We start from the raw sequence: 26342 nt of genomic DNA on the forward strand, positions 1-26342 counted from the left end.
CGCGCCGTGAGGTGGACAAGATGAAGCCCTGCCACGTCGACCGGCGTGCGCACGACGAGGAGGACGTGACACCGTGACAGCCGGCGCACCCAAGAGGCGGCTGCCGTTGGCCTACCGGCTCGTGGCCCTCGTGCTCCGGCCGCTGCTGATGCGGGTGACCAAGCGCGACTGGCGCGGGCTCGAGAACATCCCGGCCGAGGGCGGCTTCGTCGTCTCGACGAACCACATCTCCTACGCCGACCCGCTCGTCTTCGCGCACTTCATGTTCGACAGCGGGCGCGAGGCCTACTTCCTCGGCAAGGACAGCCTCTTCGCGATCCCCGTCGTCGGCTGGCTCCTCAAGCAGTGCGGCCAGATCCCCGTCTACCGCAACTCGGCCGCGGCGGCCGACGCCTACCGGGCCGCCGTCGAGGGGGTCAGGGCCGGGAAGCCGCTCGGCATCTTCCCCGAGGGCACCATCACGCGTGACCCCGACCTGTGGCCGATGCGCGGCAAGACCGGCGCCGCCCGCGTCGCCCTCGAGACGCGCTGCCCGCTGATCCCGGTGGCACAGTGGGGCGCCCAGGAGATCCTCTCGCCCTACGGCCACCGGCCCTCGCTCTTCCCGCGCAAGACGATGCACATGTATGCCGGCCCGCCCGTCGACCTGTCCGACCTCTACGACCGGCCGATCGACACCAAGGTGCTGCGCGAGGCCACCGACCGCCTCATGGACCGCATCACCGGGCTGCTCGAGGAGATCCGCGGAGAGAAGCGGCCCGACGAGCGCTTCGACCCGCGCCAGCACGGCGTCCCCGAGATCGGTGACCCGCTGGGGCACCACGAGATCGGGCGCACCAAGCGCCACCGCGGCCGGGACGGGAGCCCGTCGTGACGACTCGCGTCGCCGTCATGGGCAGCGGCAACTGGGGGACGGCCTTCGGGATGATCCTCGCCGACGCCGGGTGCGACGTGACGATGTGGGCCCGACGCCCCGAGGTCGCCGAGGCCATCAACGCCGGTCGCAACGACGCCTACCTGCCCGAGCTCGAGCTGCCGTCGGCGGTCCGCGCCACCGTCGACCCGGCCGAGGCGCTGCACCGGGCCGACGTCGTCGTGCTCGCCGTGCCGTCGCAGACGCTGCGCGCCAACCTGACGCAATGGGGTGGCTCCATCCCCACCGATGCGCCGGTCGTGTCGCTCATGAAGGGTGTCGAGCTCGGCACGACGATGCGGATGAGCGAGGTCATCGCCGAGGCCGCCGGTGTCGGGCCGGACCGCGTCGTCGTCGTGTCCGGGCCCAACCTCGCCCCCGAGATCGCCCGCCGGCAGCCGGCGGCGGGCGTCGTCGCGTGCCGCGACATGGCGACCGCCGAGCGCGTCGCCAGCGCGTGCGCGACGCCGTGGTTCCGGCCCTACACCGACACCGACGTCATCGGCGCCGAGGTGTGCGGGGCGACGAAGAACGTCGTCGCGCTCGCCTCCGGCATGGCCGAGGGCATGGGCTTCGGCGACAACACCAAGGCCACGATCATCACGCGAGGTCTCGCCGAGACGACGCGCCTGGGCCTGGCCCTCGGCGCGCACCCGCAGACCTTCATGGGCCTCGCCGGCGTCGGCGACCTCATCGCGACGTGCATGTCGCCGCTGTCGCGCAACCACAGCTTCGGTGTGCGGCTCGGGCGCGGCCGGACCGTCGAGGAGGCCACCGCCGAGCTGCGCACGACGACCGAGGGCGTCAAGTCCTGCGAGTCGATCCTCACGCTTGCCGGTCAGCACGACGTCGACATGCCGATCTGCGAGCAGGTCGTCGCCGTCATCCGCGACGGACACTCGGCGAGCGAGGTCGGTCCGCGCCTCATGTCACGCGACCTCAAGGCCGAGAAGCACTGAGGGCGTATGCCGTCCGCGTCGTCGCGGGTCCCGTGACCTCTGCGTCCGCCTCGGCGCAGCCGACGGACGACCGTAGGTGCACGGCATACGCGTGTCGGCGGCGTGTCGGCGGCGTGTCGCGGCCTCGCGGCGACCAACGGTCGTCGGTCGGCGCCAGACCGCGACGCGACCCCGTGGGTCAGGTGTGGGTCAGGCGTGGGTCAGGCGCGGGGACGGGGGGTGGTCAGGCGTGGTCGAGGGCCTGGGACAGGTCGGCCCACAGGTCGTCGACGTGCTCGATGCCGACCGAGAGCCGCACGAGGTTGACCGGCACCTGCTCGGACTCCGAGGGGTGTCGGCGGCGGCGCTCGAGCTGTGACTCGACACCGCCGAGACTCGTCGCGTGCAGCCAGAGCCGCGTCGCGGCGCAGACCCGCTCGGCGGCCTCGTCGTCACCGGCCACGTCGACGGAGACCATCGCGCCGGAGCCGGGGTAGCGCACACGCTCCACGGCCGGATGGCCCTCGAGGCGCCGGGCCAGCTCGGCCGCGCTGGCACTCGCCCGCTCGAACCGCACCGACAGGGTCCGCAGCCCGCGCAGCGCGAGGAAGACCTCCATCGGCCCGGCGATCGCGCCGTGCAGGGTGCGGTGGCGACGCAGCCGCTCGCCGACCTCGCGCCCGCGCTGGGAGTCCGCGACGACGGTCGCGCCGAGCACGACGTCGCTGTGGCCCGAGAGGTACTTCGTCACCGAGTGCACGACGACGTCGGCACCGAGCGAGAGCGGCCGGCACAGGAGCGGCGTCGAGAGCGTGTTGTCGACGACGCTCGTGACGCCGAGGTCCCGTGACCGGGCCAGGACCACGTCGAGCTCGGTGACGTCCATGAGCGGGTTCGTCGGTGACTCGAGCCAGAGCAGGTCGGCCGACTCGAGGGCGGCGAGGAAACCGGCCGTGTCGGTGGCGTGGACGCGTACGACGGTGCCGCCGGCCTTCTCGTGGGCCACGAGCAGGTCGCCCGTGCCGTTGTACGTCGTGTCGGGCGCGACGACCGTGCCGCCGGCCGGGACGAGCGAGAGCGCCGCCGAGATGGCGCCCATGCCGGACGCGTGGACGAGCGCGTGGCCGCCCTCGAGTCCGCCGAGCGCCTCCTCGAAGGCGTTCCACGTCGGGTTGCCCGAGCGGGCGTAGTTGACGGGCCCGTCCGCGGCATACGTCGACGTCAGCTCGACGGCGACGTTCGCGGGCGAGCCGGGGGAGCGCTCGGGGCGCCCCGACGCCACGAGGAAGGTGTCGACGTGCAGGTGCTGCGAATCCGCTTCGGTGCCCACGCCCTCAGGGTACGAGCGGGTCCCACGGTCTTCGGTAGAGTCTCGCCTGATGACCACGGACCAGCCCCAGCCCGACCTGCCGAGCCGCCCCCGCGTCGCCATCGTCTTCGGAGGACGCTCCTCGGAGCACGCGGTCTCCTGCGCCACCGCCGCCGGGGTGCTGCGCGCCATCGACCGCAGCAAGTACGACATCATCCCGATCGGCATCTCCCGCGACGGGCAGTGGGTCCTCGCCGCCGACGAGCCGAGCCGTTTCGAGCTGACGGCCGGGCGCACGCCCGAGGTCGAGCCGAGCGCCGCCCACGTGGTCCTGCCGCTCTCGACGCGCGAGAGCTCGCTCACCTCCCTCGAGGCCGGCCGGCCGCCGCAGGAGCTCGGCCAGGTCGACGTCGTCTTCCCGCTGCTCCACGGGCCGTTCGGCGAGGACGGCACGCTGCAGGGCTTCCTCGAGCTCTCCGACGTCCGCTACGTCGGCTCCGGCGTCTTCGCCTCGGCCGCGGGCATGGACAAGCACTACATGAAGGTCGTCTTCGCCGGCCACGGTCTGCCCGTCGGCCCGTATGCCGTCATCACCGACCGCGCGTGGCGCACCGACCCCGCCGCCGCCATGGACGCCTGCGCCGGGCTGGCCTACCCGCTCTTCGTCAAGCCCGCCCGGGCCGGGTCGTCGATGGGGATCACCCGCGTCGACGACCCCGCCGAGCTCCGGGCCGCCATCGAGGTGGCGCGCGAGCACGACCCCAAGGTCCTCGTCGAGGCCGGGATCGCCGGCCGCGAGATCGAGTGCGCCGTGCTCGAGGGTCACGGCACGTCGGGCCCGCGGACGTCGGAGGTGGGCGAGGTCGCCGTCCACGACAACCACGGCTTCTACGACTTCGAGGCGAAGTACCTCGCCGAGGCCGACGTCGACCTCACCTGTCCCGCCGACGTGCCCGAGGAGATCTCCAAGGAGGTCCGGCGCCTCGCCGCGGAGGCCTTCGAGGCCCTCGGCTGCGAGGGGCTGGCTCGCGTCGACTGCTTCTACACCGACGACGGCCGGGTGCTCGTCAACGAGATCAACACGATGCCGGGCTTCACGCCGCACTCGATGTACCCGCGGATGTGGGCGGCCTCGGGCGTCGACTACCCCGACCTCATCGACGAGCTCATCGCGCTCGCGCTCGAGCGGCGCACCGGCCTGCGCTGACCCGCGCTGACCCGCGCTGACCCGCGCTGACCCGCGCTGACCCGCGCTGACCCGCGCTGACCCGCGCTGACCCGCGCTGACCCGCGCTGACCCGCGCTGACCCGCGCTGACCCGCGCTGACCCGCGCTGACCCGCGCTGACCCGCGCTGACCCGCGCTGACCCGCGCTGACCCGCGCTGACCCGCGCTGACCCGCGCTGACCCGCGCTGACCTGTGGTGACCCGGGCCCACCGCTCTCCTGCGGGCTCGTGCAGAGGCGGCCACACGGCATACGCCCTCAGGAACAGTGGCGGCCGTTGGCCGGCAGGGACTTCGCGACGTCGGTGAAGGCCGGCAGCAGCAGCGGCACGGCGCCGTAGACGACGGGCGCCAGCACCTCGATGGCCGGGTCGCGGCCGTAGGTCGTCGCGGCGGAGCCGTCGGTGAGCGGGCGCACGACCCAGTCGACGCCGTCGACGGTCACGCAGTCGTCGGTGGTCGGGCCGAGCGGGTCGAGGCCGCAGCGGGCGATGACCGCCGGGTCGCCCCACGCCGCCACCGACCCGTCGTCGGGCCGCGTCGTGACCCGCGCGTGGCCGCTGACGTCACCCGGCCACCGCGCCGACGCGCAGACCGGCGCCGACGCCTGGGGCGCGAGGGCCACCTCGGGCGCCCGGCTGCACGCGGACAGCACGACGGCGGCGCCGAAGAGCGCCGCCGTCGTGAGGTACGTGCGTCCGGTCAGGGGGCTGGCCTCAGACGTGGACGACCGTGCAGGTCAGGGTCCGGGTGATGCCCGGGACGTCCTGGAGCTTGGCGATGACGAGACGACCGAGGTCGTCGACGTTGGAGGCCTCCACGCGGGCGATGACGTCGTAGGGACCCGTGACGTCCTCGGCGAGGGTCACGCCCGAGATGCCCGCGATCGCCTCCGCCACGCTCGCGGCCTTGCCGACTTCGGTCTGGATCAGGATGTAGGCCTGGACCACGTGTCACCTCACTGTGTGTCGATCGTTGGACGGTCGGGCGCGGGCGCCGTGCGATGGCCCGACCGGTCGGAACGGCAGGTCCCAGTGTGACTGCGACCGTGCCCTGACGCTACCTTGCCATGGGGCCTCACGTCCCATGGAAACCGGGGGCCTGAGACGGCCGTCCACCGAAAGGGTGTGTGATCCGTGCCGAACGGGCAGCGGCTCCAGCGCGGGCCGATGATGACGGGCGGGACGCCGCTGCGCGACCTCGACGAGGACGAGCTGCTCGGACGCATCCTCCCGGCCTTCCCCGGCACCGACGAGCTGCTCGTGGCCCCGGGTGACGACGCCGCCGTGCTGCGCACGTCCGAGCGCACGATCGCGACCACCGACACCGTCGTCCTCGGCCGCGACTGGCTCGACGCGTGGTCCTCGGGCGCCGACATCGGGCACAAGGTCGTGGCGCAGAACCTCGCCGACGTCGCGGCCATGGGTGGCCGGCCCACGGGCGTCCTCGTCACCCTCGTCGCCGACCCCGACCTGTCGCTGGAGTGGGTGCTCGACCACGTGCGCGGCCTGGCCGAGGCGTGCGCCGCTGCGGGCGTCGCCGTGCTCGGCGGGGACCTCTCGTCCGCGCCGCCCGGGGTCGTCATGGTCTCGGTCACGGCGCTCGGTCGCCTCGACGGCGAGCCGGTGCTACGGTCGGGGGCGAGGCCCGGTGACATCCTCGCCGTCCGCGGCTCCCTCGGTCTCGCGGACGCCGGCCTGCGCCTGCTGCAGGCCGACGCCGTCGACCGGCACCCGGTCGCCGTCGCCCGTCAGCGACGTCCCGAGCCGCCGCTCGCCGCCGGCCCCGAGGCCGCGGTCGCCGGGGCGACCGCCATGCTCGACCTCAGCGACGGCCTGCTGCGCGACGGTGGGCGCATCGCCCGGGCGAGCCGCGTCGTCATCGACCTCGACCCGCGCGCGCTCGCCGCGGACGTCGACGCGCTCACCGAGGCGCTCGGGGCCGAGGCGGCGCTCGACTGCGTGCTGGCCGGCGGCGAGGAGCACTCGCTGCTCGCCACCTTCCCGGCGGGGGAGCTGCCGGGCGGCTGGCGGCCCATCGGGTCGGTGCGGGCTCCCGGGGACGGCGAGCCGGCGGGCATCCTCGTCGACGGCCACGTCGTCACCCACACCGGCTGGGACCACTTCCGCGGCGCCTGACCGGACGGCGGGCCTCTCGTCGGGCCAGGGGGGCGGGTACGACGAAGGCCGGCCCCCGAGGGGGCCGGCCTTCAGCGTTGGTGAGGGACGTTCAGCGAACGACCTTGCCCGCCTTGAGGCAGGAGGTGCAGACGTTGAGTCGCTTCGGCGTCACACCGTCCACCAGCGTCCGAACGCGCTGGATGTTGGGGTTCCAGCGGCGCTTGGTGCGGCGGTGCGAGTGCGAGATGTTGTGACCGAAGCTCGGTCCCTTGCCGCAGACGTCGCAGTTGGCAGCCACGGGTATCTCCTGAAATTCGATGTTGACGAAGTGCTGAGCTCCACCACTGGATCGGGGCAGACGCACGAGGGCGCGCGTCACCCCGCAGTCACGGGGGGAACCGGTAAAGCGTAGCCGACGAGATGCTCGGACGACAAAACGGCGTGAGCACGTCGGCGACCCCGCCTCACGCGAACGTCCGGGCCGTGTCGACGAGCTCGGCGGCATACGCAGGCCCGTGCGACGCCGCGTGCACGGCGAGGGGGTGGAGCTGGTGCAGCCCGACGAGCTCGCGCCACCCGCCGGCAAGGCCTGCGGCCTCCTCGTACGCGGCGCCGATGCGGCCCAGCCCCGGGCAGCCGAAGAGGGCGAGCATCGCGAGGTCGGTGAGACCGTGCCCGCCGTGCGCGGCGGGGTCGATGAGGACGGCGCCGTCCGCGGTGAAGACGACGTTGCCCGACCACAGGTCGCCGTGGATGCGCGCCGGGGGCCGGTCGTCGTCGAGGGCGCCGGACGCCAGCCGGTCGCAGACGCGGTCGACGGTGCGGGCCCCGGCGGCGTCGAGGTGCCCCCGGTCGACGGCCCGGCGCACGAAGGGCCGCACCCGCTGCTCGGCGTAGAAGAGGCCCCACGTCGATGTCGGCTCGTTGCTCTGCGTCTGGCGCCCGATCCAGGAGTCACCGGTCCAGCCGGCCGGGGGAGACCCGAAGGCCGGTGCACCCGCGGCGTGCGTCACGGCGAGCCCCCGCCCGAGGGCCTCGGCCGCCTCCTCGGTCGGACGAGCGGGGTGCAGCCGGGCGAGGTCGATGTGCCCGGCGCCGACGTCCCGGACCTCGACGACCCTGGCGCCGCCCCGCGGCTGCGCCTCCCCGAGCCAGCGCAGGCCGGCCGCCTCGACCTCGAAGAAACCGGAGGGGGCCGCGGGCCACGACTTCCGGTGGGCGGGGGAGGCGCTCGACACCGCGTCCACGGTAGTCGCCCGGGGTCTCGACGGTCCCGGTCGTCGGCGGTGCGCGTCCACGACGCCGGTCCGGAGCAAGGAGTGGTGCATGCGACCGTCCGGGCGAGGCGCTAGCCTGCCGAGCATCGGCGAGCCGATCCCCCCGGCCGATGGACACGCACGACGAGCAGGAGGTCCGATGCCCGGCGCAGCGCCGCCGCCCGACGGGCCGCTCAGCCTGCTCGATCTCGTCGCCGTCCGCCGGTGGGCCGTGCTGACCCGGTCGCTCTTCGCGGCCCGCCGCGCCGAGATCGACGCCCTCAACGTCTTCCCCGTCCCCGACGGCGACACGGGCACGAACCTCTACCTCACCTTCGACGGCGCGGTCGAGCGCACCCTCGCCACCGCCGACGTCACGAGCGCCGACGCCCTGCTCGCCGTCTTCGCGCGGCACCTGCTCTGGACCGCCCGTGGCAACTCCGGCGTCATCCTCAGCCAGCTGGCCCGGGGCCTCGCCGAGGGCTGCGCGGGTGCCGCCGAGATCGACGGCCGGGTCCTCGCCGAGGGCCTGCAGCACGCCGAGCAGCGCGCCCGCCAGGCCGTCACGGACCCCAAGGAGGGCACGATCCTCACCGTCGCCCGCGCCATGGCCGAGGCCGCCGCCCGGGCTGCCGGGTCCACCGCCCAGGGGTCGTATGCCGCCGCCGACGGCACCGGGGACCCCGGCCCGGGTGGCCCCGCGGCCGGCGATGGACCCGTCGGCGTCCACGCCGTCGCGCTCGCGGCCCTCGACGCCTCCCGGGTCGCGCTCGAGCACACCCCCGAGCAGCTCGAGGTGCTGGCCCGCGCCGGGGTCGTCGACGCCGGGGGTGCCGGGCTCGTCGTGCTCCTCGAGTGCCTCGAGCGCGTCTGCGCCGGTCAGCGCGCCCGGTCGGGGGCCGCCGCCTCGGACCGGCGCTCCCGGCGCCGACCCGACCCGCAGAGCGCCGCTCTCAGCGCCGCCCGCCCGGCTGACGGTGTCGAGGCACTCGGCATCCCGGAGTACGAGGTGATGTACCTCCTGCGCGACTCCGACGACGCCGCGGTGGACGCCCTGCGCGCCCGGCTCGTCGAGCTCGGTGACTCGGTGCTCGTCGTCGGCGGCGACGGCGAGTGGAACGTCCACGCCCACGTCGACGACGCGGGCGCCGCCGTCGAGGCCGGCATCGAGGCCGGGCGCCCGCACCGGGTGCGCATCACGCGCCTCACCGACGACCACGGTCACGGCACCCGGGCGCCCGGGCGTGACGGTCCCGGAGTCGCGGCGACCGGTGGTGCCGCGATCGTCGCGTGTGCGGCCGGCGTCGGCCTCGAGGCGCTCTTCGAGGACGCCGGTGCGGTGGTCGTCCGCTCCGGCCCCGGTCGCCGCGCCTCGACGGGCGGGCTCATCGACGCCATCCGCCAGCAGCACGTCCGCGGCGCCTCGGGCGTCGTCGTGCTGCCCAACGACGGCGACACCCTCCTCGCCGCGGCCGCGGCGGTGCGAGCGGTCGCCGACGACGGCATCGAGGCGCACCTCGTCCACGTCCGCACGGCCGTGCAGGGCATCGCCGCGCTCGCCGTCTTCGAGCCGACCGCCGCGGCGTCCGCCAACGTCCTCGCCATGCAGGCGGCGGCGTCGGCGACCCGGCACGGCGCGGTCACCGTCGCCAACCGCGCCGCGCTGACGAGCGGTGGCCCGTGCGAGGCGGGTGACGTGCTCGGCGTCGTCGACGGCGACGTCGTCATCGTCGGCTCCGACCAGCTCGACGTCTCCCGGCAGGTCGTCCAGCGGCTGCTCGCGAGCGGCGGGGAGCTCGTCACCGTCGTGGCCGGTGTCGACGCACCCGACGGCCTGCTCGACGCCGTCACCGCGGAGGCCCGCGGCGCGCACCATGGCATCGAGGTCTCGCTCATCGACGGCGGGCAGGCGGTCTACCCCGTGCTGCTGGGGGTGGAGTGAGGTGCCCCTGCTCACCGAGGACTCGCCGCTGAGCAAGCTCGTCAAGAAGAACGAGGCCGAGCAGCTGGCCCGCACCAAGGGGCTGCTCAGCGTCGCCGACCTCTTCGAGTTCGTGCCGCGTCGCTACGTCCGTCCGGGGCAGCTGACCGACCTCTCCTCGCTCCGCGTCGGGGACGACGTCCTCGTCGTCGCCGAGGTCAAGAAGGCCACGTCGCGGGCCATGCGCAACCGGCGCGGCAAGATGCTCACCGTCGTCATCGGCGACGATCTCGGCAACGAGCTCGACGTCACCTTCTTCAGCGCCTACGGCCACGAGGCCAAGCTCACGGTCGGCGTGCGCGGCTTCTTCGTCGGCCAGATCGGCGCCTACGGCCAGCGCCTCCAGCTGACCCATCCCGAGTACGAGCTCTTCGACGACGACGCCCAGGGCGAGGCAGCCGTCGAGTGGTACCGCACGCACCGCGTCCCGGTCTACTCCACGACCGGCAAGCTCAACTCCCTGCGCCTGCGCAAGCTCGTCCACACCGCGCTCGACAGCGTCGACCGCATCCGCGAGCCCGTCCCCGACGACGTACGCGCGAAGCGCGGTCTCGTCGACCGTGCCGTCGCGCTCGAGCTCGTCCACCGCCCCGCTGTCGACGACCAGCCCTCGCGTGGCCTCGACCGGCTCAAGTACGACGAGGCGTTCGTCCTCCAGACGATCCTCGCCCAGCGGCGCAAGGCCGCCGAGTCCGAGCTCGCGACGCCGCGGCCCCCGCGTCCCGGCGGCCTGCTGGCCGCCTTCGACGCGCGCCTGCCCTTCGAGCTCACGGCCGGTCAGCGCGAGATCGGCGAGGTGCTCACCACCGAGCTGGCGTCCGACCGGCCGATGCACCGGCTCCTGCAGGGCGAGGTCGGCTCGGGCAAGACGGTCGTCGCGCTGCGGGCCATGCTCGCCGCCATCGACGCGGGCGGTCAGGCCGCCCTGCTGGCCCCCACCGAGGTCCTGGCGGCGCAGCACCACCGCTCGATCACGGCGATGCTCGGAGACCTCGCACAGGGCGGGATGCTCGGCGGCTCCGAGTTCGGCACCACCGTGGCGCTGCTCACCGGTAGCCAGAACGCCGCGACCCGTCGTCGCTCCCTGCTCGACGCGGCGTCCGGCGAGGCCGGCATCGTCGTCGGCACCCACGCGCTCATCCAGAAGCACGTCCAGTTCGCCGACCTCGCCCTCGTCGTCGTCGACGAGCAGCACCGCTTCGGCGTCGAGCAGCGAGATGCTCTGCGCGAGAAGGGGATCCGCCCTCCCCACGTGCTCGTCATGACCGCGACCCCGATCCCGCGCACCGTCGCGATGACTGTCTTCGGCGACATGGAGACCTCGACGCTGCGCGAGCTGCCCCGCGGTCGCTCGCCCATCTCGACGCACGTCGTCGACGCCGACCGGCCCGGCTGGGTCGACCGCACGTGGCAGCGCGTGGCCGAGGAGGTCGCCAAGGGCCACCAGGCCTACGTCGTGTGCCCGCGCATCGGCGACGTCGACGACGAGGCCGCTCTCGCACCGGGCAGCAGCGCCCCGTCCCGCGACACCTCCGACGAGGACGCCGGCTGGGACGCCCACTGGGAGGGCGACGAGGGCGAGCTGGAGGCCGATGCTCCCGAACGGGAGCTGACCGGCGTCTACGCGATGCTCAGCACCCTGCGCTCCACCCCGGCTCTCGTCGGCACACGCATCGGCGTGCTCCACGGCCGGCTCGACCCCGACGCCAAGGACGCCACGATGCGTGCCTTCGGGGACGGCGAGATCGACGTCCTCGTCGCCACGACGGTCATCGAGGTCGGCGTCGACGTGCCGAACGCCTCGGTCATGGTCGTCGTCGACGCCGACCGGTTCGGCATCTCGCAGCTGCACCAGCTGCGCGGCCGCGTCGGTCGTGGCGCGGTCCCCGGCCTCTGCCTCCTCATGACCCAGGGCGCCGGAGAACGTGCGGCCGAGCGGCTCGACCAGGTCGCCGCGACGACCGACGGCTTCGAGCTGGCCCGCGCCGACCTGCTGCTGCGGCGCGAGGGAGACGTGCTCGGCGCGCGCCAGAGCGGCCGCGGCAACTCGGTGCGGCACCTGCGGCTCGGCCGGCTCGAGGACGAGCAGATCATCGCCGACGCGCGTGAGGACGCCTTCGCGATCGTCGACGCCGACCCCGGGCTGCGCGGGCACCCGGCGCTCGCGGCCGCCGTCGCGATGCGCCTCGACGAGGAGCAGGCCGTATGGCTCGAACGGGGCTGACATGACGCGCATCATCAGTGGCACGGCAGGCGGTCGCCGCCTCCAGACGCCACCCGGGTCCTCGACCCGGCCCACGTCCGACCGGGTCCGCGAGGCGCTCTTCAGTCGTCTGGAGCACCGCGGGCTGCTCGAGGGCGCCTGCGTCCTCGACCTCTACGCCGGCTCCGGCGCCCTCGGCCTCGAGGCCGCGAGCCGAGGCGCCGCGCAGGTCCTGCTCGTCGAGTCGCACAAGGCGGCTGCGAAGGTGATCCGCGCCAACGCCGGCGTCATCGGCCACCCGGCCGTCCGGGTGCTCGCCGACACGGTCGAGCGCGCCCTCGCTGCCGGGCCACCCGCCGGGGTCCGCATGGACCTCGTGCTCGTCGACCCGCCCTACGACGTGTCCGAGGAGGCGCTGGCGGCCGTCCTGGCCGCGCTCGTCGCGAACCAGTGGCTCGCGCCCGACGCGTTCGTCGTCGTCGAGCGCTCGAGCAGGTCACCGCAGCCGACGTGGCCCGAGGGGCTGGAGCTGTCCGGCGAGAAGCGCTACGGCGAGACGGCGATGTGGTTCGCCGAGCCGCCGCCGACGGAGGTCGTCGCTTGAGGGTCACGCATCCGCGACGGGCCGGACGGTAGGTTGGCCCGCGTGACGAGCGAAGCGCGCCGCTGTGTCTGTCCCGGCTCCTACGACCCGATCACCAACGGTCACGTCGACGTGGTGACCCGGGCCAGCAGGTTGTTCGACGAGGTCGTCGTGGCGATCCTGCACAACCCGAGCAAGCACGGCACGTTCAGCGTCGAGGAGCGCACCGCGCTCATCGAGCAGTCCGTCGGGCACCTGCCCAACGTCCGCATCGGGACCTGGGCCGGCACGCTCGTCGTCGACGTGTGCCGCGAGGTCGGCGCCGCGACGATGGTCAAGGGGCTGCGTGGCGGCACGGACTTCGCCTACGAGCTGCCCATGGCGCACATGAACCACCACCTCACGGGCGTCGAGACGCTCTTCATCGCCGCCGACCCCACGCTCCAGCACGTCTCGAGCTCGCTCATCAAGGAGGTCGCCCGCTACGGCGGCGACGTCAGCGGGCTCGTGCCGGACCCCGTCCTGACCGCGCTCACCCACCGGCTCACCGACCGGCTGACAGACCGGTCGGGGGAGCGCCCGGGCTGATTTGGGTGCACGGCGCGCCTCTAGTAGCCTTGGAGGTCGGTCCACGTCCGTCTTGGCGCGGGCCGAATCCTCAACTGTGCGCAGGAGTCATGGACCGTCCCGATCCCCGTTCTCCTCTGGTGCTCGACACCAGAGAGCTTGTTCGGCGACCGGGCACGATGCATGAGATCTCGCGCACGGTGACGTTGCCCGACGACCTCGGAACCGACGTCATCTCGATCCAGGCCGGTCAGCCGGTCCAGGTCGAGGTGCGCCTCGAGTCCGTCGTCGAAGGTGTCCTCGTCACGGGTTCGGCCAGTGGCACGGCGACCGGCGCCTGCGTGCGGTGCCTGGATCCTCTCGAGCTCGATGTCGAGGGGACCTTCCAGGAGCTGTTCGCCTACGCCGACCGGGCGGCGCACCACCACGAGGTGGGAGCCGACTCGGACGAGGACGAGGTGCACGAGCTGGTCGGTGACCTCATCGACCTCGAGCCCGTGCTCCGGGACGCTGTCGTGCCGACGCTGCCGTTCCAACCGGTGTGTCGGCCTGACTGCCCGGGGTTGTGTTCCGAGTGTGGGATGCACCTCGCGGAGGACCCCGACCATCATCATGAAGTGATCGACCCGAGGTGGTCGTCCCTCAGCGGACTGCTGGGGAACGACCCGCAAGAGAAGAGGAACTGACGTGGCTGTCCCGAAGCGGAAGATGTCGCGCTCCAACACCCGTTCGCGTCGCGCGAACTGGAAGGCAACGCCGACGACGCTCACCACGTGCCCCCAGTGCGGTGCGGCGACGCAGCCGCACATCGCGTGCCCCTCGTGCGGCACGTACAAGGGCCGTCACTACGCCGCTGCCGAGCGCACCGAGCACCAGGCCTGATCACCCCGTGAGCAGCCCCGTGAGCAGCCTTGGCGCTGGGGGTGTTCCGGCGGTGCCGCAGCGGCCCGTCGATGCTCTGATCGCCCACCTCCGTGAGGTGGTCGGCCAGGACATCGACGAGCCGCTGCTCCTGCGTGCCCTGACGCACCGGTCGTACGCCTACGAGAACGGTGGCCTGCCCAACAACGAGCGCCTCGAGTTCCTCGGCGACTCGGTGCTGGGTCTCGTGGTCACCGAGTCCCTCTACCGTGAGCACCCCGACCTCGCGGAGGGGCAGCTGGCCAAGCTGCGTGCCGCCGTCGTCAACATGCGGGCGCTCGCCGACGTCGCCCGGGTCTTCGACCTCGGGCAGTACGTCATGCTCGGCAAGGGCGAGGAGGCCACCGGTGGCCGTGACAAGGCCTCGATCCTGGCCGACACGCTCGAGGCCCTCATCGGCACCGTGTTCCTGTCGACCGACATCGACTTCGCCGCGCGCTTCGTGCACCACCACTTCGACCCCCTGATCGAGGAGGCGGCCACGCTCGGCGCCGGCCTCGACTGGAAGACGAGCCTGCAGGAGATGGCCGCCGGCTCGGCCCTCGGGTCGCCCGAGTACCGCGTCAGCGAGCAGGGGCCCGACCACGAGAAGGAGTTCCACGCCCGCGTCGTCGTCGGCGAGGAGGTCCTCGGCGAGGGTCGCGGCCGCTCGAAGAAGGAAGCCGAGCAGAAGGCCGCCAAGGAGGCGTGGCACACGCTCGACGGCCGACGCAGCGCTGTCGTGCCGACGGCGGTCCCGGGCTCGACGCAGGCCTGAGCCGCCCGTGCCGGAGCTGCCCGAGGTCGAGGTCGTGCGCCGCGGCCTCGAGGACCACGTGGTGGGTCGCCATGTCACGCGCGCCCGTATCACCGGCGTCCGCGTCGCGCGTCGTCACGACGCGGGTCCCGAGGACCTCGCCGCGCGCCTGCACGACGTCACCGTCACCGCCGCGTCACGCCGCGGCAAGTACCTCTGGCTCGCCCTCGACGGCGAGGACGCGCTCATCGTGCACCTCGGGATGAGCGGGCAGATGCTCGTCGAGCCGGCCGACGCGCCGCTCGAGAAGCACTGCCACGCCCGTTTCGACTTCTCCGACGGCGGGCCCCAGCTGCGGTTCGTCGACCAGCGGACCTTCGGTGGTCTCGCCCTCTCGCCGCTGCGCCCCGACGGCATCCCCGAGTCCGTCGCCCACATCGCGCCCGATCCCTTCGAGCCGGTCTACGACCAGGCGGCGGTCGTGCGGCGGATGAAGCAGCGCGACAGCGCGGTCAAGCGCGCCCTGCTCGACCAGTCCCTCGTGTCGGGGATCGGCAACATCTACGCCGACGAGGCGCTCTGGCGTGCCAGGCTCCACGGCGAGAGGCTGTGCTCGTCGCTGACCAAGCCCACGCTCTCCGGCCTCCTCGACCACGCGCGCGAGGTCATGGCCGAGGCGCTCGGCCAGGGCGGCACGAGCTTCGACTCCCTCTACGTCAACGTCAACGGGGCGAGCGGCTACTTCGACCGCTCGCTCCACGCATACGGCCGGGCGGGCACCCCGTGCGACCGGTGCGGCACGACCATGCGGCGCGAGCAGTTCATGAACCGCTCGTCCTTCTCGTGCCCCGTCTGCCAGCCCCGTCCGAGACGCCGCAGCCCGTCCTGACCGTCAGGGACGGCGGACGGGCTGCGCGTCGTCGTGGCGGTCGGTCTCTCGGCCGTGCCGCGGGTGGTGTCAGTGGTGTCAGGACCCGGTCGGGCGACGCTTCGGGGCCGGGCGCACCGGGTCGTCGTCGACGCGTTCGACGTGCTCGGGCACGACGATCGGCTTGATCCGCGCCCAGACGAAGAAGAAGGCGGCCATGACGAGCAGGACGATGCCCGCCCACAGGTTGGCGTTGACGCCGCCGGTCTTCTGCAGCGACTGGTCCCCGAAGATCCCCATGACGAGGAGGATCAGGCCGTAGAGGCCCAGCAGGGCACCGATGAAGTTGCGGATGTCGAAGGCGCCCGCGGTGTGCCTCGCGCCCCGCTTCTCGTCGGGGTCAGGGGCGTCGAGCCGGTGTTGGTCACTCATGTCGAGGCTCCTGTCAGAACAAGAAGTTGAGGATGATGACGAGACCGAGCGAGATGCCGGCGAGGGGCAGCGTGCGTCGGTACCACGGCAGCTTGCGCTCCTCGGGGTCGACGAGCTCCTCTCTCGGCGTCTCGGAGTAGACGAGTCCGCGCAGCTCGGAAGCCGGCTTGGGCTCGGTCACGAGCGACACGCCGACGCTGAGCACGATGTCGACGACGAACGCCGCGGACGCCGCGACGAACGCGGCGCCCTGGCCGCTCAGCGGGATGACCCCGAGGCTCGCCGACCCGAAGCCGTCCTCGCTGAGGAACGCGACGAGCACGGCCGAGAGCGTGCCGGCCGTCAGGCCGACCCACCCGGCGGTTGCCGTCATGCGCTTCCAGAACATGCCGAGGATGAACGTCGCGAAGAGCGGCGCGTTGAAGAAGCCGAACAGCGACTGGAGGTAGTCCATGACGTTGCTGAAGGAGCTGGCGATGGTGGCCGTGAAGATCGCGATGACCGTCGCTCCCACTGTGGCCAGACGGCCGATGCGCAGGTAGTAGTCGTCGCTGTGGTCCTTGCGGATGTAGCGCTGCCACAGGTCGTAGCTGAAGACGGTGTTGAACGCCGAGATGTTGGCGGCCATGCCGGCCATGAACGCGGCGAGCAGGCCGGCGATCGCGACGCCGAGCAGGCCGTTGGGCAGGATGTCGCGCATCAGCAGCAGGAGTGAGTCGTTGTACTTGACGCCCTCACCCGAGGCTCCGCCGGCCGGGGTGCCACCCGCCTTGAGCTCGGCGATCTCCTTGACGAGGACGGCAGCGACCATGCCCGGGATGATGACGATGAAGGGGACGAACATCTTGGCGAACGACCCGATGATCGGCGTCTTGCGCGCGGCCGACATCGAGTTGGAGGCCATGGCGCGCTGCACCTCGACGAAGTTCGTCGTCCAGTAGCCGAACGACAGGACGAACCCGAGACCGAAGACGATGCCGACGACCGACCAGAAGGGGGAGTCGAAGCCCGAGAGCGCCTGACCGGGCCACGACTGGAGCTGCTGCTCGGCCGACGGGACGCCAGCGGCTGCAGCGGCGGGCGTGGCCGCGAACTCGGTGATCCTGTCCTTGAGCCCCTGGTAGCCGCCGACCCGGTGCAGGCCGATGAGCGTCAGCGGCAGCAGCGCGGCGACGATGACGAAGAACTGCAGCACCTCGTTGTAGATCGCAGCCGACAGGCCACCGAGCGTGATGTACGACAGGACGATCGCGGCGGCGACGAGCAGCGCGACCCAGAGCGGCCAGCCGAGCAGCGCGTGCACGATCGAGCCGAGCAGGTAGAGGTTGACGCCGGCGATGAGCAGCTGGGCGACCGCGAAGCTGATCGAGTTGACGAGGTGGGCCCCGGTGCCGAACCGGCGGAACATGAACTCGGGGACCGAGCGCACCTTCGAGCCGTAGTAGAAGGGCATCATCACGACGCCGAGGAAGAGCATGGCGGGGATCGCACCGACCCAGAAGTAGTGCACGGTCGAGATGCCGAGCTCGGCACCGTTGGCCGACATGCCCATGATCTCGACGGCTCCGAGGTTCGCCGAGATGAAGGCGAGGCCGGTGACCCAGGCCGGCAGCGACCGGCCGGAGAGGAAGAAGTCGATCGAGTCGGACACCGCGCGCCTCGCCATGACCCCGATGCCGAGGACGAAGACGAAGTAGAGGGCGATGATGAGGTAGTCGACCGGTTCGGCGCTGATGAGGGCGTCCGCCGTGGGCAGACCCGCCAGTGCGTGCATGCGTTCAGTCCCTTCGTTGGGCGACGACTGACGCTAGCGCAGCCCCTGGGGCGGGGCGAGTCAGGATGCGCGAGTGCCGCGTGCCCTCGTGATGAGCCGTTTGAGCGGGACGGAGGTGTCCGCCGCCGAGTCGGCCTCGATCGTCATACCCTTCTCGAGCGCGCGTTTCACGGCGAGGTAGTCGGTCGGGACGCCGACCGACTCGACGGCGATGAGCAGGCCGTCGCGGTAGCTGAGCAGCGAGAAGCGTTCGGCTGCGACGTCGCCTCGCACGACGGTCCGGTCGGCCCCGTGCGGGAGTCCCGCCATCTGGAGCCGCAGGTCGCCCTGGTCGCTCCAGAACCACGGCACGCGGTCGTATGCCGTCGGGTGCCCGACGAGGGTCGCCGCGGCCGCCCGCGCCTGGTCGGTCGCGTGCGGCACGCTCTCCAGCCGCATCGCGCCCGGCTCGCCGCGGTCGAACGGGTTGGGGCCGACGGCGCAGTCGCCGGCCGCGACGGTGAGCCCGTCCGAGGTCAGGGCGTACTCGTCGACGACGATGCCTCGGGGTTCGACGAGCAGGCCGAGCTGCTCGGCGAGCGCCGTGGCGGGGACGGCCCCGATCCCGACGACCACGAGGTCGGCGGGCAGCACGGCGCCGTCACCGAGCTCGACACCCGTGGCACGTCCGCCCTCGCCGGTCACGCGGACCGCACTGGAGCGCAGCAGGATCCGCGTCCCGCGGCGCTCGTGGGCGTGCCGCACGGCGTCGGACAGGATCGGGGTGACGGCTCGGCCGAGGACGCGGTCGGTCGCCTCGACGACCGTGACACCGGCCCCGAGGGCGCGCGCACCGGCAGCGATCTCGAGCCCGATGAAGCCGCCTCCGACGACGACGACCTCGCGCGCGGCGCGGAGGCGGGGCGCCAGCCGGTCGGCGTCGGCGAGCGTGCGGACGTCGTGGACCCCGTCGAGGTCGGCGCCCTCGACCCCCAGGCCGCGGTTGACGGCGCCCGTGGTGAGGGCGAGGCGCTCGAAGGCGAGGGTCCGGCCGGCCTGCGTCGTGGCGGTCCCCCCGGAGGCGTCCCGGCCGATCGACACGACGGCGTCGCCGGTGACGAGCTCGACCCCGAGCTCGGCGAACCAGGCTGCGTCGTGGAAGACGAGGGAGGCGCGGTCGTGCTCGCCGCGCAGGTAGCTCTTCGACAGGGGCGGGCGCTCGTAGGGCGGCTCGGGCTCGGCGCCGACGAGCACGACGGTCCGCGTGTCACCGAGCTCGCGCAGGGCCGTGACGAGCGAGATGCCGGCCTGCCCGGCGCCGACGACGAGGGTGCTGACGGTCGCGGCGGTGGCCATGCGTCCACCCTAGGGTGGGCCCATGACGTGGTCTCCCGCGAACCCCGAGTCCGTCTTCACCTACGGCGCCCCGCAGCTGAAGTTCGGCACCGGCGCGGCCGACGAGATCGGGCACGACCTGCTGGGGCTCGGTGCCCGCCGGGTCCTCGTCGTCACGGACGCCGGCGTGCTCGCGACCGGCTGGCCCGACCGCGTCGCCGAGGGCATCCGCGGGTTCGGGGTCGAGGTGGTCGTCCACGACTCGGCGCACGTCGAGCCGACCGACGCGAGCCTCCTCGCCGCGGTCGAGCGGGCCCGGGCCGACGGACCCTTCGACGGCTACGTCGCCGTCGGCGGTGGCTCGGCCATCGACACCGCCAAGGCGGTCGACCTGCTCCTCAGCGACGGCGGCGAGCTCATGGACTACGTCAACGCCCCGGTCGGCGCCGGCCGCGCCCCGACCCGTGCGCTCGCACCGCTCGTGGCGGTGCCGACCACGACGGGGACCGGCGCCGAGAGCACGACGATCTGTGTCCTCGACGTGCTTGCGCTCAAGGTCAAGACGGGCATCAGCCACGTACGGCTCCGGCCGAGCCTCGCCGTCGTCGACCCCCGACTCACCGCCACCCAGCCCGCGGGAGTGACGGCGAGCGCGGGCATGGACATCCTGTGCCACGCGCTCGAGAGCTGGACGGCCCGACCGTTCACGAGCTACGAGCGCAAGCAGCCCGGCGAGCGCGTGCCCTACTGCGGCAGCAACCCGATCGCCGACATGTGGTCGGAGCGCTCGATGTCCTTGCTGGCCAAGGCTTTCCGGACGGCCGTTCGCGACGGGTCCGACGAGTCCGCCCGCGGCGAGATGGCGCTTGCGGCGACGTTCGCCGGCCTGGGGTTCGGCAATGCGGGCGTGCACGTGCCGCACGCCAACGCGTACCCCATCGCCGGTCGGGTGCGCGACTTCCACCCGGACGGCTACCCGAGCGACGAGCCGATGGTGCCGCACGGCATGGCGGTCGCGCTGACGGCACCCGAGGCGTTCCGCTGGACCTTCGAGTCGGACCCCGACCGGCACCTCGCCGCGGCCCGGCTCCTCGACCCGGCGCACGGCGCCCGCTGGGACTCCGAGCCCCGGGACGTGCTGCCCGGCGTCCTCGTGGACCTCATGCGCGACATCGGCATGCCGAACGGCCTGCGTGCCGTCGGCTACGACGAGGGCGACGTCGACGCCCTCGTCGAGGGTTCCCTCAAGCAGCAGCGACTGCTCGCGACGAGCCCGCGCGAGGTCGGCCCCGACGACCTCGCCGGCATCGTGACCCGCTCCCTGCAGCTCTGGGAATAGCGGTCGACGCGAGGGGAGGGTGGCGGCATACAGTGCCGTCTGTGACCACGGAGCCCACGCACCTGCCCCTGCCCCTCGAGAGCGACTGGCTCGACTGGGTCGGCGCCCGAGGCGAGCAGCAGCTCGCGCTGGCGCGGTCCCTCGTCGAGGGCCTGCGCAGCGACCCGCCCACGGAGCCGCTCGAGGTGCTCCGGGTCTGGAACGACGCGCAGACCGCCCTGTCCAACGCCGCGTCCGTCGGGTCGCTCTTCTCCGAGGTGCACCCCGACTCGGGCGTGCGCGAGCGGGCCGAGTCCGTGGCCCAGCAGGTGCAGAAGCTCGACACCGACCTCGGTCTCGACACACAGCTGTATGCCGTCCTCGCCGGGCTCGACGCGAGTGGCCTCGACCCCGACGCGACGCGAGTGCTCGAGCGGACGCTGCGGGACTTCCGTCGCTCGGGCGTCGACCGCGACGAGGAGACCCGCGACCGCCTCCGTGCGCTGAGCGAGCGGGCGATCCTGCTCAGCCAGGAGTTCAGCAAGAACATCCGCGAGAACGTCCGCAGCATCCGGGTCACGCCCGACCGGCTCGCGGGCCTGCCGCAGGACTGGGTCGAGGCGCACCCGGTCGAGGACGATGGTCTCGTCACCGTGACCACCGACTACCCCGACGTCGTGCCGTTCCGCACCTTCGCGCACGACGCGCAGGCGCGCCGAGACCTCGTCACCGAGTTCCTCACCATCGCGTGGCCGGCCAACGACCGCGTCCTGCAGGAGATCTTCGCCGTCCGGCGCGAGCACGCCTCGCTCCTCGGCTACGCCTCGTGGGCCGACTACGACGCCGAGGTCAAGATGATCGGCAGCGGAGACGCCATCGGCGAGTTCATCGACCGCATCACCGAGCTGTCGGCCGCGAGTGCCGAGCGCGACAAGGCGGTGCTGCTCGAGCGTCTGCGTCAGGACCGTCCCGACGCCACCGACATCGACGGCGCCGACGTCTCCTACTACGCCGAGCTCGTCCGCAAGGAGGACCTGGCCGTCGACGCGCAGCGCGTGCGCACCTACTTCCCCTTCGAGTCGGTCCGACAGGGACTGCTCGACGTCACCGGCCGGCTCTTCGGTCTCGAGTGGTCACCGGTGCCCCGGGAGGACGCCCGCACGTGGCACGAGGAGGTCGCGACCTACGACGTCTCCTTCGACGGCGAGCGCATCGGCCGCATCCACCTCGACCTGCACCCGCGCGACGGGAAGTACAAGCACGCGGCGCAGTTCGACCTCGCGCGTGGAGTCGCCGGCAGCCAGCTCGCCGAGGGCGTGCTCGTCTGCAACTTCAACCGTGGCCTGATGGAGCACGACGAGGTCGTGACGCTCTTCCACGAGTTCGGCCACCTCGTGCACCACGTGCTCGCCGGGCGCACCGAGTGGGTGCGCTTCTCGGGCGTCGCGACCGAGTGGGACTTCGTCGAGGCCCCGAGCCAGATGCTCGAGGAATGGGCCTGGGACGCCGACGTGCTCGCGACCTTCGCCCGCGACGCCGACGGCGAGACCATCCCCGCCGAGCTCGTCGAGGCGATGCGCCGGGCCGACGACTTCGGCAAGGGCTACGACGCCCGGACGCAGATGTTCTACGCCGCGCTCTCCTACGACTTCCACGTCAACGAGAGCGACGACCTCACGGCCCGCCTGCGCGACCTCATGGCGCGCTACTCCGTCTTCCCGTACCTCGAGAGCACGCACATGCAGTGCCACTTCGGTCACCTCGACGGCTACAGCTCGGCGTACTACACGTACATGTGGTCGCTCGTCATCGCCAAGGACATGTTCTCGGCCTTCGACAAGGGCGACCTCTTCGACCCGGAGGTCGCCGGTGCCTACCGCGACAAGGTCCTCGCGCAGGGTGGGCGGCGCGACGCCGCCGACCTCGTCGAGGACTTCCTCGGCCGTCCCTACACGTTCGACGCGTATGCCGCATGGCTGGCGGAGTGACCGCCTCGCGCCCTGAGGGCCTGCACGTCACGGCGCTGACGGCCTACCCGGTCAAGTCGCTCGCGGGCGTCCCGCTCGAGGAGGCCGTCGTCGAGCCGCAGGGCCTGCGTGGCGACCGACGGTGGGCGGTCGTCGACCCGCACGGCACGAAGGTCACGGCCCGCGAGGAGCACGCCCTCCTCGGGCTGTGCGCAGAGCCTCTCGACGGTGGGGGAGTGCGCCTCGGCGGGCCTGGGGCAGGGTCGCTCGACGTCGTCCCGCCGCGGGGCGCCGATCCCGTTCCCGTCCGCTTCTCCGGACAGGACCACGCGCTCCCCGCCGGAGCCGATGCCGACGCGTGGCTGACCGCGCGGGTCGGCCGCCCGCTCCGGCTCGTGTGGCAGGACGACGACCTGCACCGACCGATCCGACCGGACATGGGTGGCGCCGACGGAGACCGCAACTCGCTGTCGGACGCGGCACCGCTCCACGTCACGACGGAGTCGTCCCTCGCCCGGCTCAACGACTGGCTGCTCGAGACGGCGGCCGATCGCGGCGAGGAGCCGCGAGATCCTTTGGGGCACGACCGGTTCCGCCCCAACGTCGTCGTGTCCGGGTGCGAGCCGTTCGCCGAGGACGCGTGGTCGTCGGTCCGCATCGGGGAGGTGCCGTTCCGCACGACGATGGTGTGCGACCGCTGCGTCATGACGACGGTCGACCGGGTCGAGCTGCGCACCGGCAAGGAGCCGATCCGCACCCTCGCCCGGCACCGGAAGTGGGACGGCGCCACGTGGTTCGGGATCCGCCTCACCCCCGAGCTGCCGCTCGCCGAGGGAGCGGTGCTCCGCGTCGGCGACCCCGTCGTCGCCACCTGAGCCGACGAGCCGGGGACGGTCTCAGGTGAGGCGCGACAGGACGTCACGCAGGTCGGTGAGCGCGGCCGCCTCCTCGGGGCTCAGCGCAGCGAGCGGCGTCGACGCCAGCCGGCGGTAGACGGCCGCCATGCCCTCGAAGAGCTCGGGTGAGACGCCCGCCGAGTGCTGGGTGGCCGCGATGCTCTCCATCTCGTCGACGAAGCGGGCGCTCTTGGCCGTCGCGACGGCGATGCGGTGACCTGCCCCGGCGACCTGGTGCGGGAACTCCTCGGCGAGGTCGTCGAGCACGACGTCGAGCACGCCGAGCGCCTCGGCCGACTGGAGCGCCTGGGCCCAGATCGCCGTGGTGCCCTTGTAGACGGAGGCGGTGCACATCTTCACGGCCGACGCCTGACCAGGGCGGTCGCCGACGACGCGACGACGCAGACCGTCTGTTGGCAGTGCCGCGACCTCGGCTGCGCGCCGGCCAGAGAGGTAGAGCATCGTGTCGCCCCCGGGTGACGGGGGACCGCCGCTCACCGAACCGTCGACGAGGTCGAGACCGGCCGTCGCGGCTCGCGCGTCGAGCGACGCCACGAGGTCGGGGGCCACGGCGTTGCACTCGACGACCAGCGGCGTCGAGCCGGTGCGGGAGGCGGCGGCGACGATGTCGGCGAGCACCTGCTCGGCCGCGGCCGGCGGGCAGATGCTGACGACGAGGTCGCTGGCGGCGACGACGGCGTCGAGGCCATCGAGCAGCTCCAGGCCGGCAGCGAGACCAGCCGTGCGCTCGCTCCGCCCGACGACCGTCGCCACGACCCGCGTCCCGGCCGTCGCCCAGCTGCGCCCGAGGGCCGAGCCCATGGCTCCGGGCGAGACGATCCCGATCGTCCTCACAGCCCGTGCTCCGGGCCCCGAGGTCGCCGGTGGGAGCGGACCGTCCGTGCGTCCGGGGGTCACGGGATCGGGAGCTCCTTGAGCACGACCGGCTTGCCGGTGTTGCGCTGCGACAGGTCGGCCATCGCCTGGCGCACCGTCTTCGAGAAGAGGTGGGCACCCTTGATCGTCGGGTGGACCCGGTCGGACTGGACCTGCTCGGGGTGGGCCCGGATGGCGTCGGCCCAGTCGGCGACGATGACGTTGGGGCGCCCGCGGGCGATGAGGTCGAGCGTCGCGTTGTCGGTGTCGACGCGCGCGAACGGTCCCATGATGTTGACGAGGACGACCATGCGGTCGGGGCCCAGCACGTCGAGCACCTGCTTGACGCGGTCCTCGTCGACGCCGGCGTTGGTGCCGAAGGCGAGGATGATCGCGCGCCGGTTGCCGTCGCCACGCGCCGCGACCTCGGCGAGGCCGTCGGACCATCGCCGGTTGGACTTCGCGTCGATGCGGATGCCCGGGAAGTAGTAGCGCAGGGCCTGGAGGCTGCCGACCATGATCGAGTCGCCGTAGGCGTCGATCTCGGGCCCGGCGGGCATCGTGAAGGACGCCTTGCTACCCGTCGCGCCCGCGGACCCGGACGGGCCCGCGGTGGCCGTCGTGGCCGGTCTTCCCGCCGTCGAGCCCGCCGTAGAGCCCGGCGTAGAGCCCGGCGTCGCGCGCGAGGGGGACTGGCTCGACATGGCGTCGGCGGCCGCCTCGTTGGCGGCGAGCATGCGCGCGGTCTCGCTCTGGTCGGGGGCGGTCAGGACGATGACCGCCGTCACGACGGCCAGCGCGGCGACGCCGGCGCCGACGACCTGCTTGGTGCGTCGGGTCAGGCCGGAGACGCGGCCGCGCAGGCGCGAGGCCACGCCCCGGAAGCCGAGGGTGCGGAAGGGCGTCTCGACGAGACGGAAGGTGAGGTCGGCGAGGGCGAGCGTCACGAGCACGCACCACAGGCGGGTCAGCAGGTGCGACGTGGTGCCTTGGGCAGAGGGGTTGTCGAGCGCGACGAGCAGGATGACGGGCCAGTGCCAGAGGTAGATGGAGTAGGACCGCGCGCCGACCCATCCCGCGACCGGGTGGCGCATGACCCGCTGCACCGCGGTGACCCGGTCGGGACGCCGCTCGATGACGCCCATGACGAGGACCGCCGTCGCGAGCGACGCGAGCACGATGCCGCCGCGGAAGGTCAGGGTGGACTGCTCGTCGAGGAGGGCCATCTCGGCGAGCAGGACGACGAGGGCCAGCGGGACGGCATACGACCCGAGACGACCCCACCGCGAGGGCGCCACCCAGAGCGCGAGCTGCGGGCTCGCCCAGGCGAAGGCGAGGGCCGCGCCGGCCATGAGCCCCATGACATGGGTGTCGGTGCCGTAGTAGACGCGCGTCGCGTCGGTGCCCGGCGTGAAGAGCAGCGCCATGAGCAGGGACGAGCCCAGCCCGACGGCCGCCGCCAAGCCGACGCGCACCCGGCTCGACACGGCGAGCAGCGCGAGGGTCACGAGCGGCCAGAGCAGGTAGAACTGCTCCTCGACGGCGAGCGACCAGAAGTTCATGAACAGCTGCGGCGCGGTCTGGTCGAAGTAGCTCGTGCCGGCCGTGATCTCGGCCCAGTTCGTCGAGAACGTCAGTGCCCCGACGATCTGCCGGCCGATGTCGACGAGGAGGTCCTGGCTGACGGCCCGCGCGATGAGCACGCTCGTGACGACGCAGAGGACGAGGGCGGGCAGGAGCCGGCGCGCGCGTCGCACCCAGAACTGCGAGAGCGCGATGCGGCCGGTGCGGTGGTGCTCGCGGACGAGCAGGGTCGTGATGAGGAAGCCCGAGACGACGAAGAAGACGTCGACGCCGAGGAAGCCGCCCGGCAGCCACGAGGCGTTGAGGTGGTAGACGAGGACTCCGACGATTGCGAGGGCGCGGAGCCCGTCCAGCCCCTCGATGCGAGCCGGGCGTCCCGACGGCGCACGCCCCGATCGGGGGATGGCCCCCGTGGCCGTGTCGGCGGTCTGACCCGTGCCAGCCGCCCGTGAAATCGCCGACGTCGTCACGTCGCTCCTTCCGTGGGCCGCGGTGAGTGGAGTCACCGCCGTGCCTGTTGTGAGCATAGGTACGCGTGGGGCTCCCGTTGCGGCGCCACGC

The 26342-nt window shown here is 72.8% G+C and carries 25 protein-coding genes; 15 read left to right on the plus strand and 10 right to left on the minus strand.

Translation table 11 applies throughout. From position 1 onward, the window contains the following. Positions 1 to 73 precede the first annotated feature (73 nt). Together ACSQ2D_RS07380 and ACSQ2D_RS07385 are read left to right on the plus strand one after the other, a co-directional pair. Entirely contained in the window at positions 74 to 874 is an 801-nt protein-coding gene (locus ACSQ2D_RS07380; protein ID WP_435985317.1) for a lysophospholipid acyltransferase family protein, read from the plus strand. Then, positions 871 to 1872 carry an NAD(P)H-dependent glycerol-3-phosphate dehydrogenase gene (locus ACSQ2D_RS07385; RefSeq protein WP_435985318.1) on the plus strand — a complete coding sequence of 334 codons (1002 nt, stop codon included), beginning with the start codon at positions 871 to 873 and terminating at the stop codon, positions 1870 to 1872. The genes ACSQ2D_RS07380 and ACSQ2D_RS07385 overlap by 4 nt, the downstream gene beginning before the upstream one ends. Positions 1873 to 2095: 223 nt before the next feature. On the opposite strand, the gene ACSQ2D_RS07390 is transcribed toward ACSQ2D_RS07385, so the two are convergent. Continuing rightward, a complete protein-coding gene (locus ACSQ2D_RS07390) occupies positions 2096 to 3181 on the minus strand; it encodes a trans-sulfuration enzyme family protein (protein ID WP_435985319.1) in 1086 nt (361 codons plus the stop codon). Positions 3182 to 3230: 49 nt separating this feature from the next. Between ACSQ2D_RS07390 and ACSQ2D_RS07395 the strand changes: the two genes are divergently transcribed. Beyond that, positions 3231 to 4367, plus strand: a complete 1137-nt coding sequence (locus tag ACSQ2D_RS07395) for a D-alanine--D-alanine ligase family protein (RefSeq protein WP_435985320.1) — start codon at positions 3231 to 3233, stop codon at positions 4365 to 4367. Between the two features lie 277 nt (positions 4368 to 4644). Here the strand turns inward: ACSQ2D_RS07395 and ACSQ2D_RS07400 are convergent, their stop codons facing one another. Together ACSQ2D_RS07400 and ACSQ2D_RS07405 are read right to left on the minus strand one after the other, a co-directional pair. Continuing rightward, positions 4645 to 5010, minus strand: a complete 366-nt coding sequence (locus tag ACSQ2D_RS07400) for a hypothetical protein (protein WP_435985321.1) — start codon at positions 5008 to 5010, stop codon at positions 4645 to 4647. 91 nt (positions 5011 to 5101) lie between these two features. After that, positions 5102 to 5335, minus strand: coding sequence for an Lrp/AsnC family transcriptional regulator (locus ACSQ2D_RS07405; RefSeq protein ID WP_020142803.1), 234 nt, complete (start codon positions 5333 to 5335; stop codon positions 5102 to 5104). A gap of 219 nt (positions 5336 to 5554) precedes the next feature. On the opposite strand from ACSQ2D_RS07405, the gene thiL reads away from it, so the two are divergent. Continuing rightward, positions 5555 to 6523: a thiamine-phosphate kinase gene (gene thiL, locus ACSQ2D_RS07410; protein ID WP_435987828.1), complete on the plus strand. Its 969-nt coding sequence runs from the start codon at positions 5555 to 5557 to the stop codon at positions 6521 to 6523. A gap of 91 nt (positions 6524 to 6614) precedes the next feature. On the opposite strand, the gene rpmB is transcribed toward thiL, so the two are convergent. Together rpmB and ACSQ2D_RS07420 are read right to left on the minus strand one after the other, a co-directional pair. Continuing rightward, positions 6615 to 6803 carry a 50S ribosomal protein L28 gene (gene rpmB / locus ACSQ2D_RS07415; protein ID WP_020142801.1) on the minus strand — a complete coding sequence of 63 codons (189 nt, stop codon included), beginning with the start codon at positions 6801 to 6803 and terminating at the stop codon, positions 6615 to 6617. A gap of 166 nt (positions 6804 to 6969) precedes the next feature. Continuing rightward, positions 6970 to 7752: a fructosamine kinase family protein gene (locus tag ACSQ2D_RS07420; RefSeq protein WP_435985322.1), complete on the minus strand. Its 783-nt coding sequence runs from the start codon at positions 7750 to 7752 to the stop codon at positions 6970 to 6972. A gap of 169 nt (positions 7753 to 7921) precedes the next feature. Here ACSQ2D_RS07420 and ACSQ2D_RS07425 point away from each other — a divergent pair, with 169 nt between their 5' ends. The 8 genes from ACSQ2D_RS07425 (at position 7922) to mutM (ending at position 15641) form a co-directional block, all read left to right on the plus strand. Beyond that, entirely contained in the window at positions 7922 to 9703 is a 1782-nt protein-coding gene (locus ACSQ2D_RS07425) for a DAK2 domain-containing protein (protein ID WP_435985323.1), read from the plus strand. A gap of 1 nt (position 9704) precedes the next feature. Next, positions 9705 to 11966: an ATP-dependent DNA helicase RecG gene (locus ACSQ2D_RS07430; protein WP_435985324.1), complete on the plus strand. Its 2262-nt coding sequence runs from the start codon at positions 9705 to 9707 to the stop codon at positions 11964 to 11966. Between the two features lies 1 nt (position 11967). Continuing rightward, positions 11968 to 12549, plus strand: a complete 582-nt coding sequence (gene rsmD / locus ACSQ2D_RS07435; RefSeq protein ID WP_435985325.1) for a 16S rRNA (guanine(966)-N(2))-methyltransferase RsmD — start codon at positions 11968 to 11970, stop codon at positions 12547 to 12549. A gap of 42 nt (positions 12550 to 12591) precedes the next feature. Then, positions 12592 to 13116: a pantetheine-phosphate adenylyltransferase gene (coaD, locus tag ACSQ2D_RS07440; protein WP_435985326.1), complete on the plus strand. Its 525-nt coding sequence runs from the start codon at positions 12592 to 12594 to the stop codon at positions 13114 to 13116. A gap of 89 nt (positions 13117 to 13205) precedes the next feature. Then, positions 13206 to 13781 carry a YceD family protein gene (locus ACSQ2D_RS07445; protein WP_435985327.1) on the plus strand — a complete coding sequence of 192 codons (576 nt, stop codon included), beginning with the start codon at positions 13206 to 13208 and terminating at the stop codon, positions 13779 to 13781. A 1-nt stretch (position 13782) separates the two neighbouring features. After that, positions 13783 to 13977, plus strand: coding sequence for a 50S ribosomal protein L32 (rpmF, locus tag ACSQ2D_RS07450; protein WP_020142793.1), 195 nt, complete (start codon positions 13783 to 13785; stop codon positions 13975 to 13977). Positions 13978 to 14029: 52 nt separating this feature from the next. Further along, on the plus strand, positions 14030 to 14773 hold the full coding sequence (rnc, locus tag ACSQ2D_RS07455) for a ribonuclease III (RefSeq protein WP_435985328.1): 744 nt from the start codon (positions 14030 to 14032) through the stop codon (positions 14771 to 14773). Between the two features lie 7 nt (positions 14774 to 14780). Beyond that, entirely contained in the window at positions 14781 to 15641 is an 861-nt protein-coding gene (gene mutM, locus ACSQ2D_RS07460) for a bifunctional DNA-formamidopyrimidine glycosylase/DNA-(apurinic or apyrimidinic site) lyase (RefSeq protein WP_435985329.1), read from the plus strand. Between the two features lie 78 nt (positions 15642 to 15719). Here mutM and ACSQ2D_RS07465 read toward each other — a convergent pair whose 3' ends face one another. From ACSQ2D_RS07465 to ACSQ2D_RS07475, 3 genes are read right to left on the minus strand one after another with little or no spacing between them, the layout of a single operon-like run. Further along, the gene (locus ACSQ2D_RS07465; protein WP_435985330.1) at positions 15720 to 16052 is read right to left on the minus strand and encodes a hypothetical protein; all 333 of its coding nucleotides are present in this window, start codon (positions 16050 to 16052) and stop codon (positions 15720 to 15722) included. A gap of 13 nt (positions 16053 to 16065) precedes the next feature. After that, complete coding sequence (locus ACSQ2D_RS07470) at positions 16066 to 17826, minus strand: sodium:solute symporter family protein (RefSeq protein WP_435985331.1); 1761 nt, start codon at positions 17824 to 17826, stop codon at positions 16066 to 16068. A 60-nt stretch (positions 17827 to 17886) separates the two neighbouring features. Further along, a complete protein-coding gene (locus ACSQ2D_RS07475) occupies positions 17887 to 19161 on the minus strand; it encodes an NAD(P)/FAD-dependent oxidoreductase (RefSeq protein ID WP_435985332.1) in 1275 nt (424 codons plus the stop codon). Positions 19162 to 19183: 22 nt separating this feature from the next. On the opposite strand from ACSQ2D_RS07475, the gene ACSQ2D_RS07480 reads away from it, so the two are divergent. Genes ACSQ2D_RS07480 through ACSQ2D_RS07490 form a run of 3 tightly spaced genes read left to right on the plus strand, consistent with a single transcriptional unit; the run spans position 19184 to position 23300 of the window. Then, a complete protein-coding gene (locus tag ACSQ2D_RS07480) occupies positions 19184 to 20479 on the plus strand; it encodes a hydroxyacid-oxoacid transhydrogenase (protein WP_435985333.1) in 1296 nt (431 codons plus the stop codon). A 41-nt stretch (positions 20480 to 20520) separates the two neighbouring features. After that, entirely contained in the window at positions 20521 to 22446 is a 1926-nt protein-coding gene (locus tag ACSQ2D_RS07485) for a M3 family metallopeptidase (protein WP_435985334.1), read from the plus strand. Further along, positions 22431 to 23300 carry an MOSC domain-containing protein gene (locus tag ACSQ2D_RS07490; protein WP_435985335.1) on the plus strand — a complete coding sequence of 290 codons (870 nt, stop codon included), beginning with the start codon at positions 22431 to 22433 and terminating at the stop codon, positions 23298 to 23300. Before ACSQ2D_RS07485 ends, ACSQ2D_RS07490 begins: the two co-directional genes overlap by 16 nt. A 21-nt stretch (positions 23301 to 23321) precedes the next feature. On the opposite strand, the gene ACSQ2D_RS07495 is transcribed toward ACSQ2D_RS07490, so the two are convergent. Together ACSQ2D_RS07495 and ACSQ2D_RS07500 are read right to left on the minus strand one after the other, a co-directional pair. Further along, a complete protein-coding gene (locus ACSQ2D_RS07495) occupies positions 23322 to 24176 on the minus strand; it encodes a DUF1932 domain-containing protein (RefSeq protein WP_435985336.1) in 855 nt (284 codons plus the stop codon). Positions 24177 to 24235: 59 nt separating this feature from the next. Next, positions 24236 to 26251, minus strand: a complete 2016-nt coding sequence (locus ACSQ2D_RS07500) for an acyltransferase family protein (protein WP_435985337.1) — start codon at positions 26249 to 26251, stop codon at positions 24236 to 24238. Between the last annotated feature and the right edge of the window lie 91 nt (positions 26252 to 26342).

Source organism: Terrabacter sp. LjRoot27 (assembly GCF_964254175.1).
GTDB lineage: Bacteria > Actinomycetota > Actinomycetes > Actinomycetales > Dermatophilaceae > Terrabacter.

Coding starts and splice junctions, on each gene's coding strand:
- thiL (WP_435987828.1), top strand. CDS start 5,555: ATGATGACGGGCGGGACGCCGCTGCGCGACCTCGACGAGGACGAGCTG.
- ACSQ2D_RS07470 (WP_435985331.1), bottom strand. CDS start 17,826: ATGCACGCACTGGCGGGTCTGCCCACGGCGGACGCCCTCATCAGCGCC.
- ACSQ2D_RS07475 (WP_435985332.1), bottom strand. CDS start 19,161: ATGGCCACCGCCGCGACCGTCAGCACCCTCGTCGTCGGCGCCGGGCAG.
- ACSQ2D_RS07445 (WP_435985327.1), top strand. CDS start 13,206: ATGGACCGTCCCGATCCCCGTTCTCCTCTGGTGCTCGACACCAGAGAG.
- rsmD (WP_435985325.1), top strand. CDS start 11,968: ATGACGCGCATCATCAGTGGCACGGCAGGCGGTCGCCGCCTCCAGACG.
- ACSQ2D_RS07490 (WP_435985335.1), top strand. CDS start 22,431: ATGGCTGGCGGAGTGACCGCCTCGCGCCCTGAGGGCCTGCACGTCACG.
- ACSQ2D_RS07395 (WP_435985320.1), top strand. CDS start 3,231: ATGACCACGGACCAGCCCCAGCCCGACCTGCCGAGCCGCCCCCGCGTC.
- ACSQ2D_RS07480 (WP_435985333.1), top strand. CDS start 19,184: ATGACGTGGTCTCCCGCGAACCCCGAGTCCGTCTTCACCTACGGCGCC.
- ACSQ2D_RS07425 (WP_435985323.1), top strand. CDS start 7,922: ATGCCCGGCGCAGCGCCGCCGCCCGACGGGCCGCTCAGCCTGCTCGAT.
- ACSQ2D_RS07465 (WP_435985330.1), bottom strand. CDS start 16,052: ATGAGTGACCAACACCGGCTCGACGCCCCTGACCCCGACGAGAAGCGG.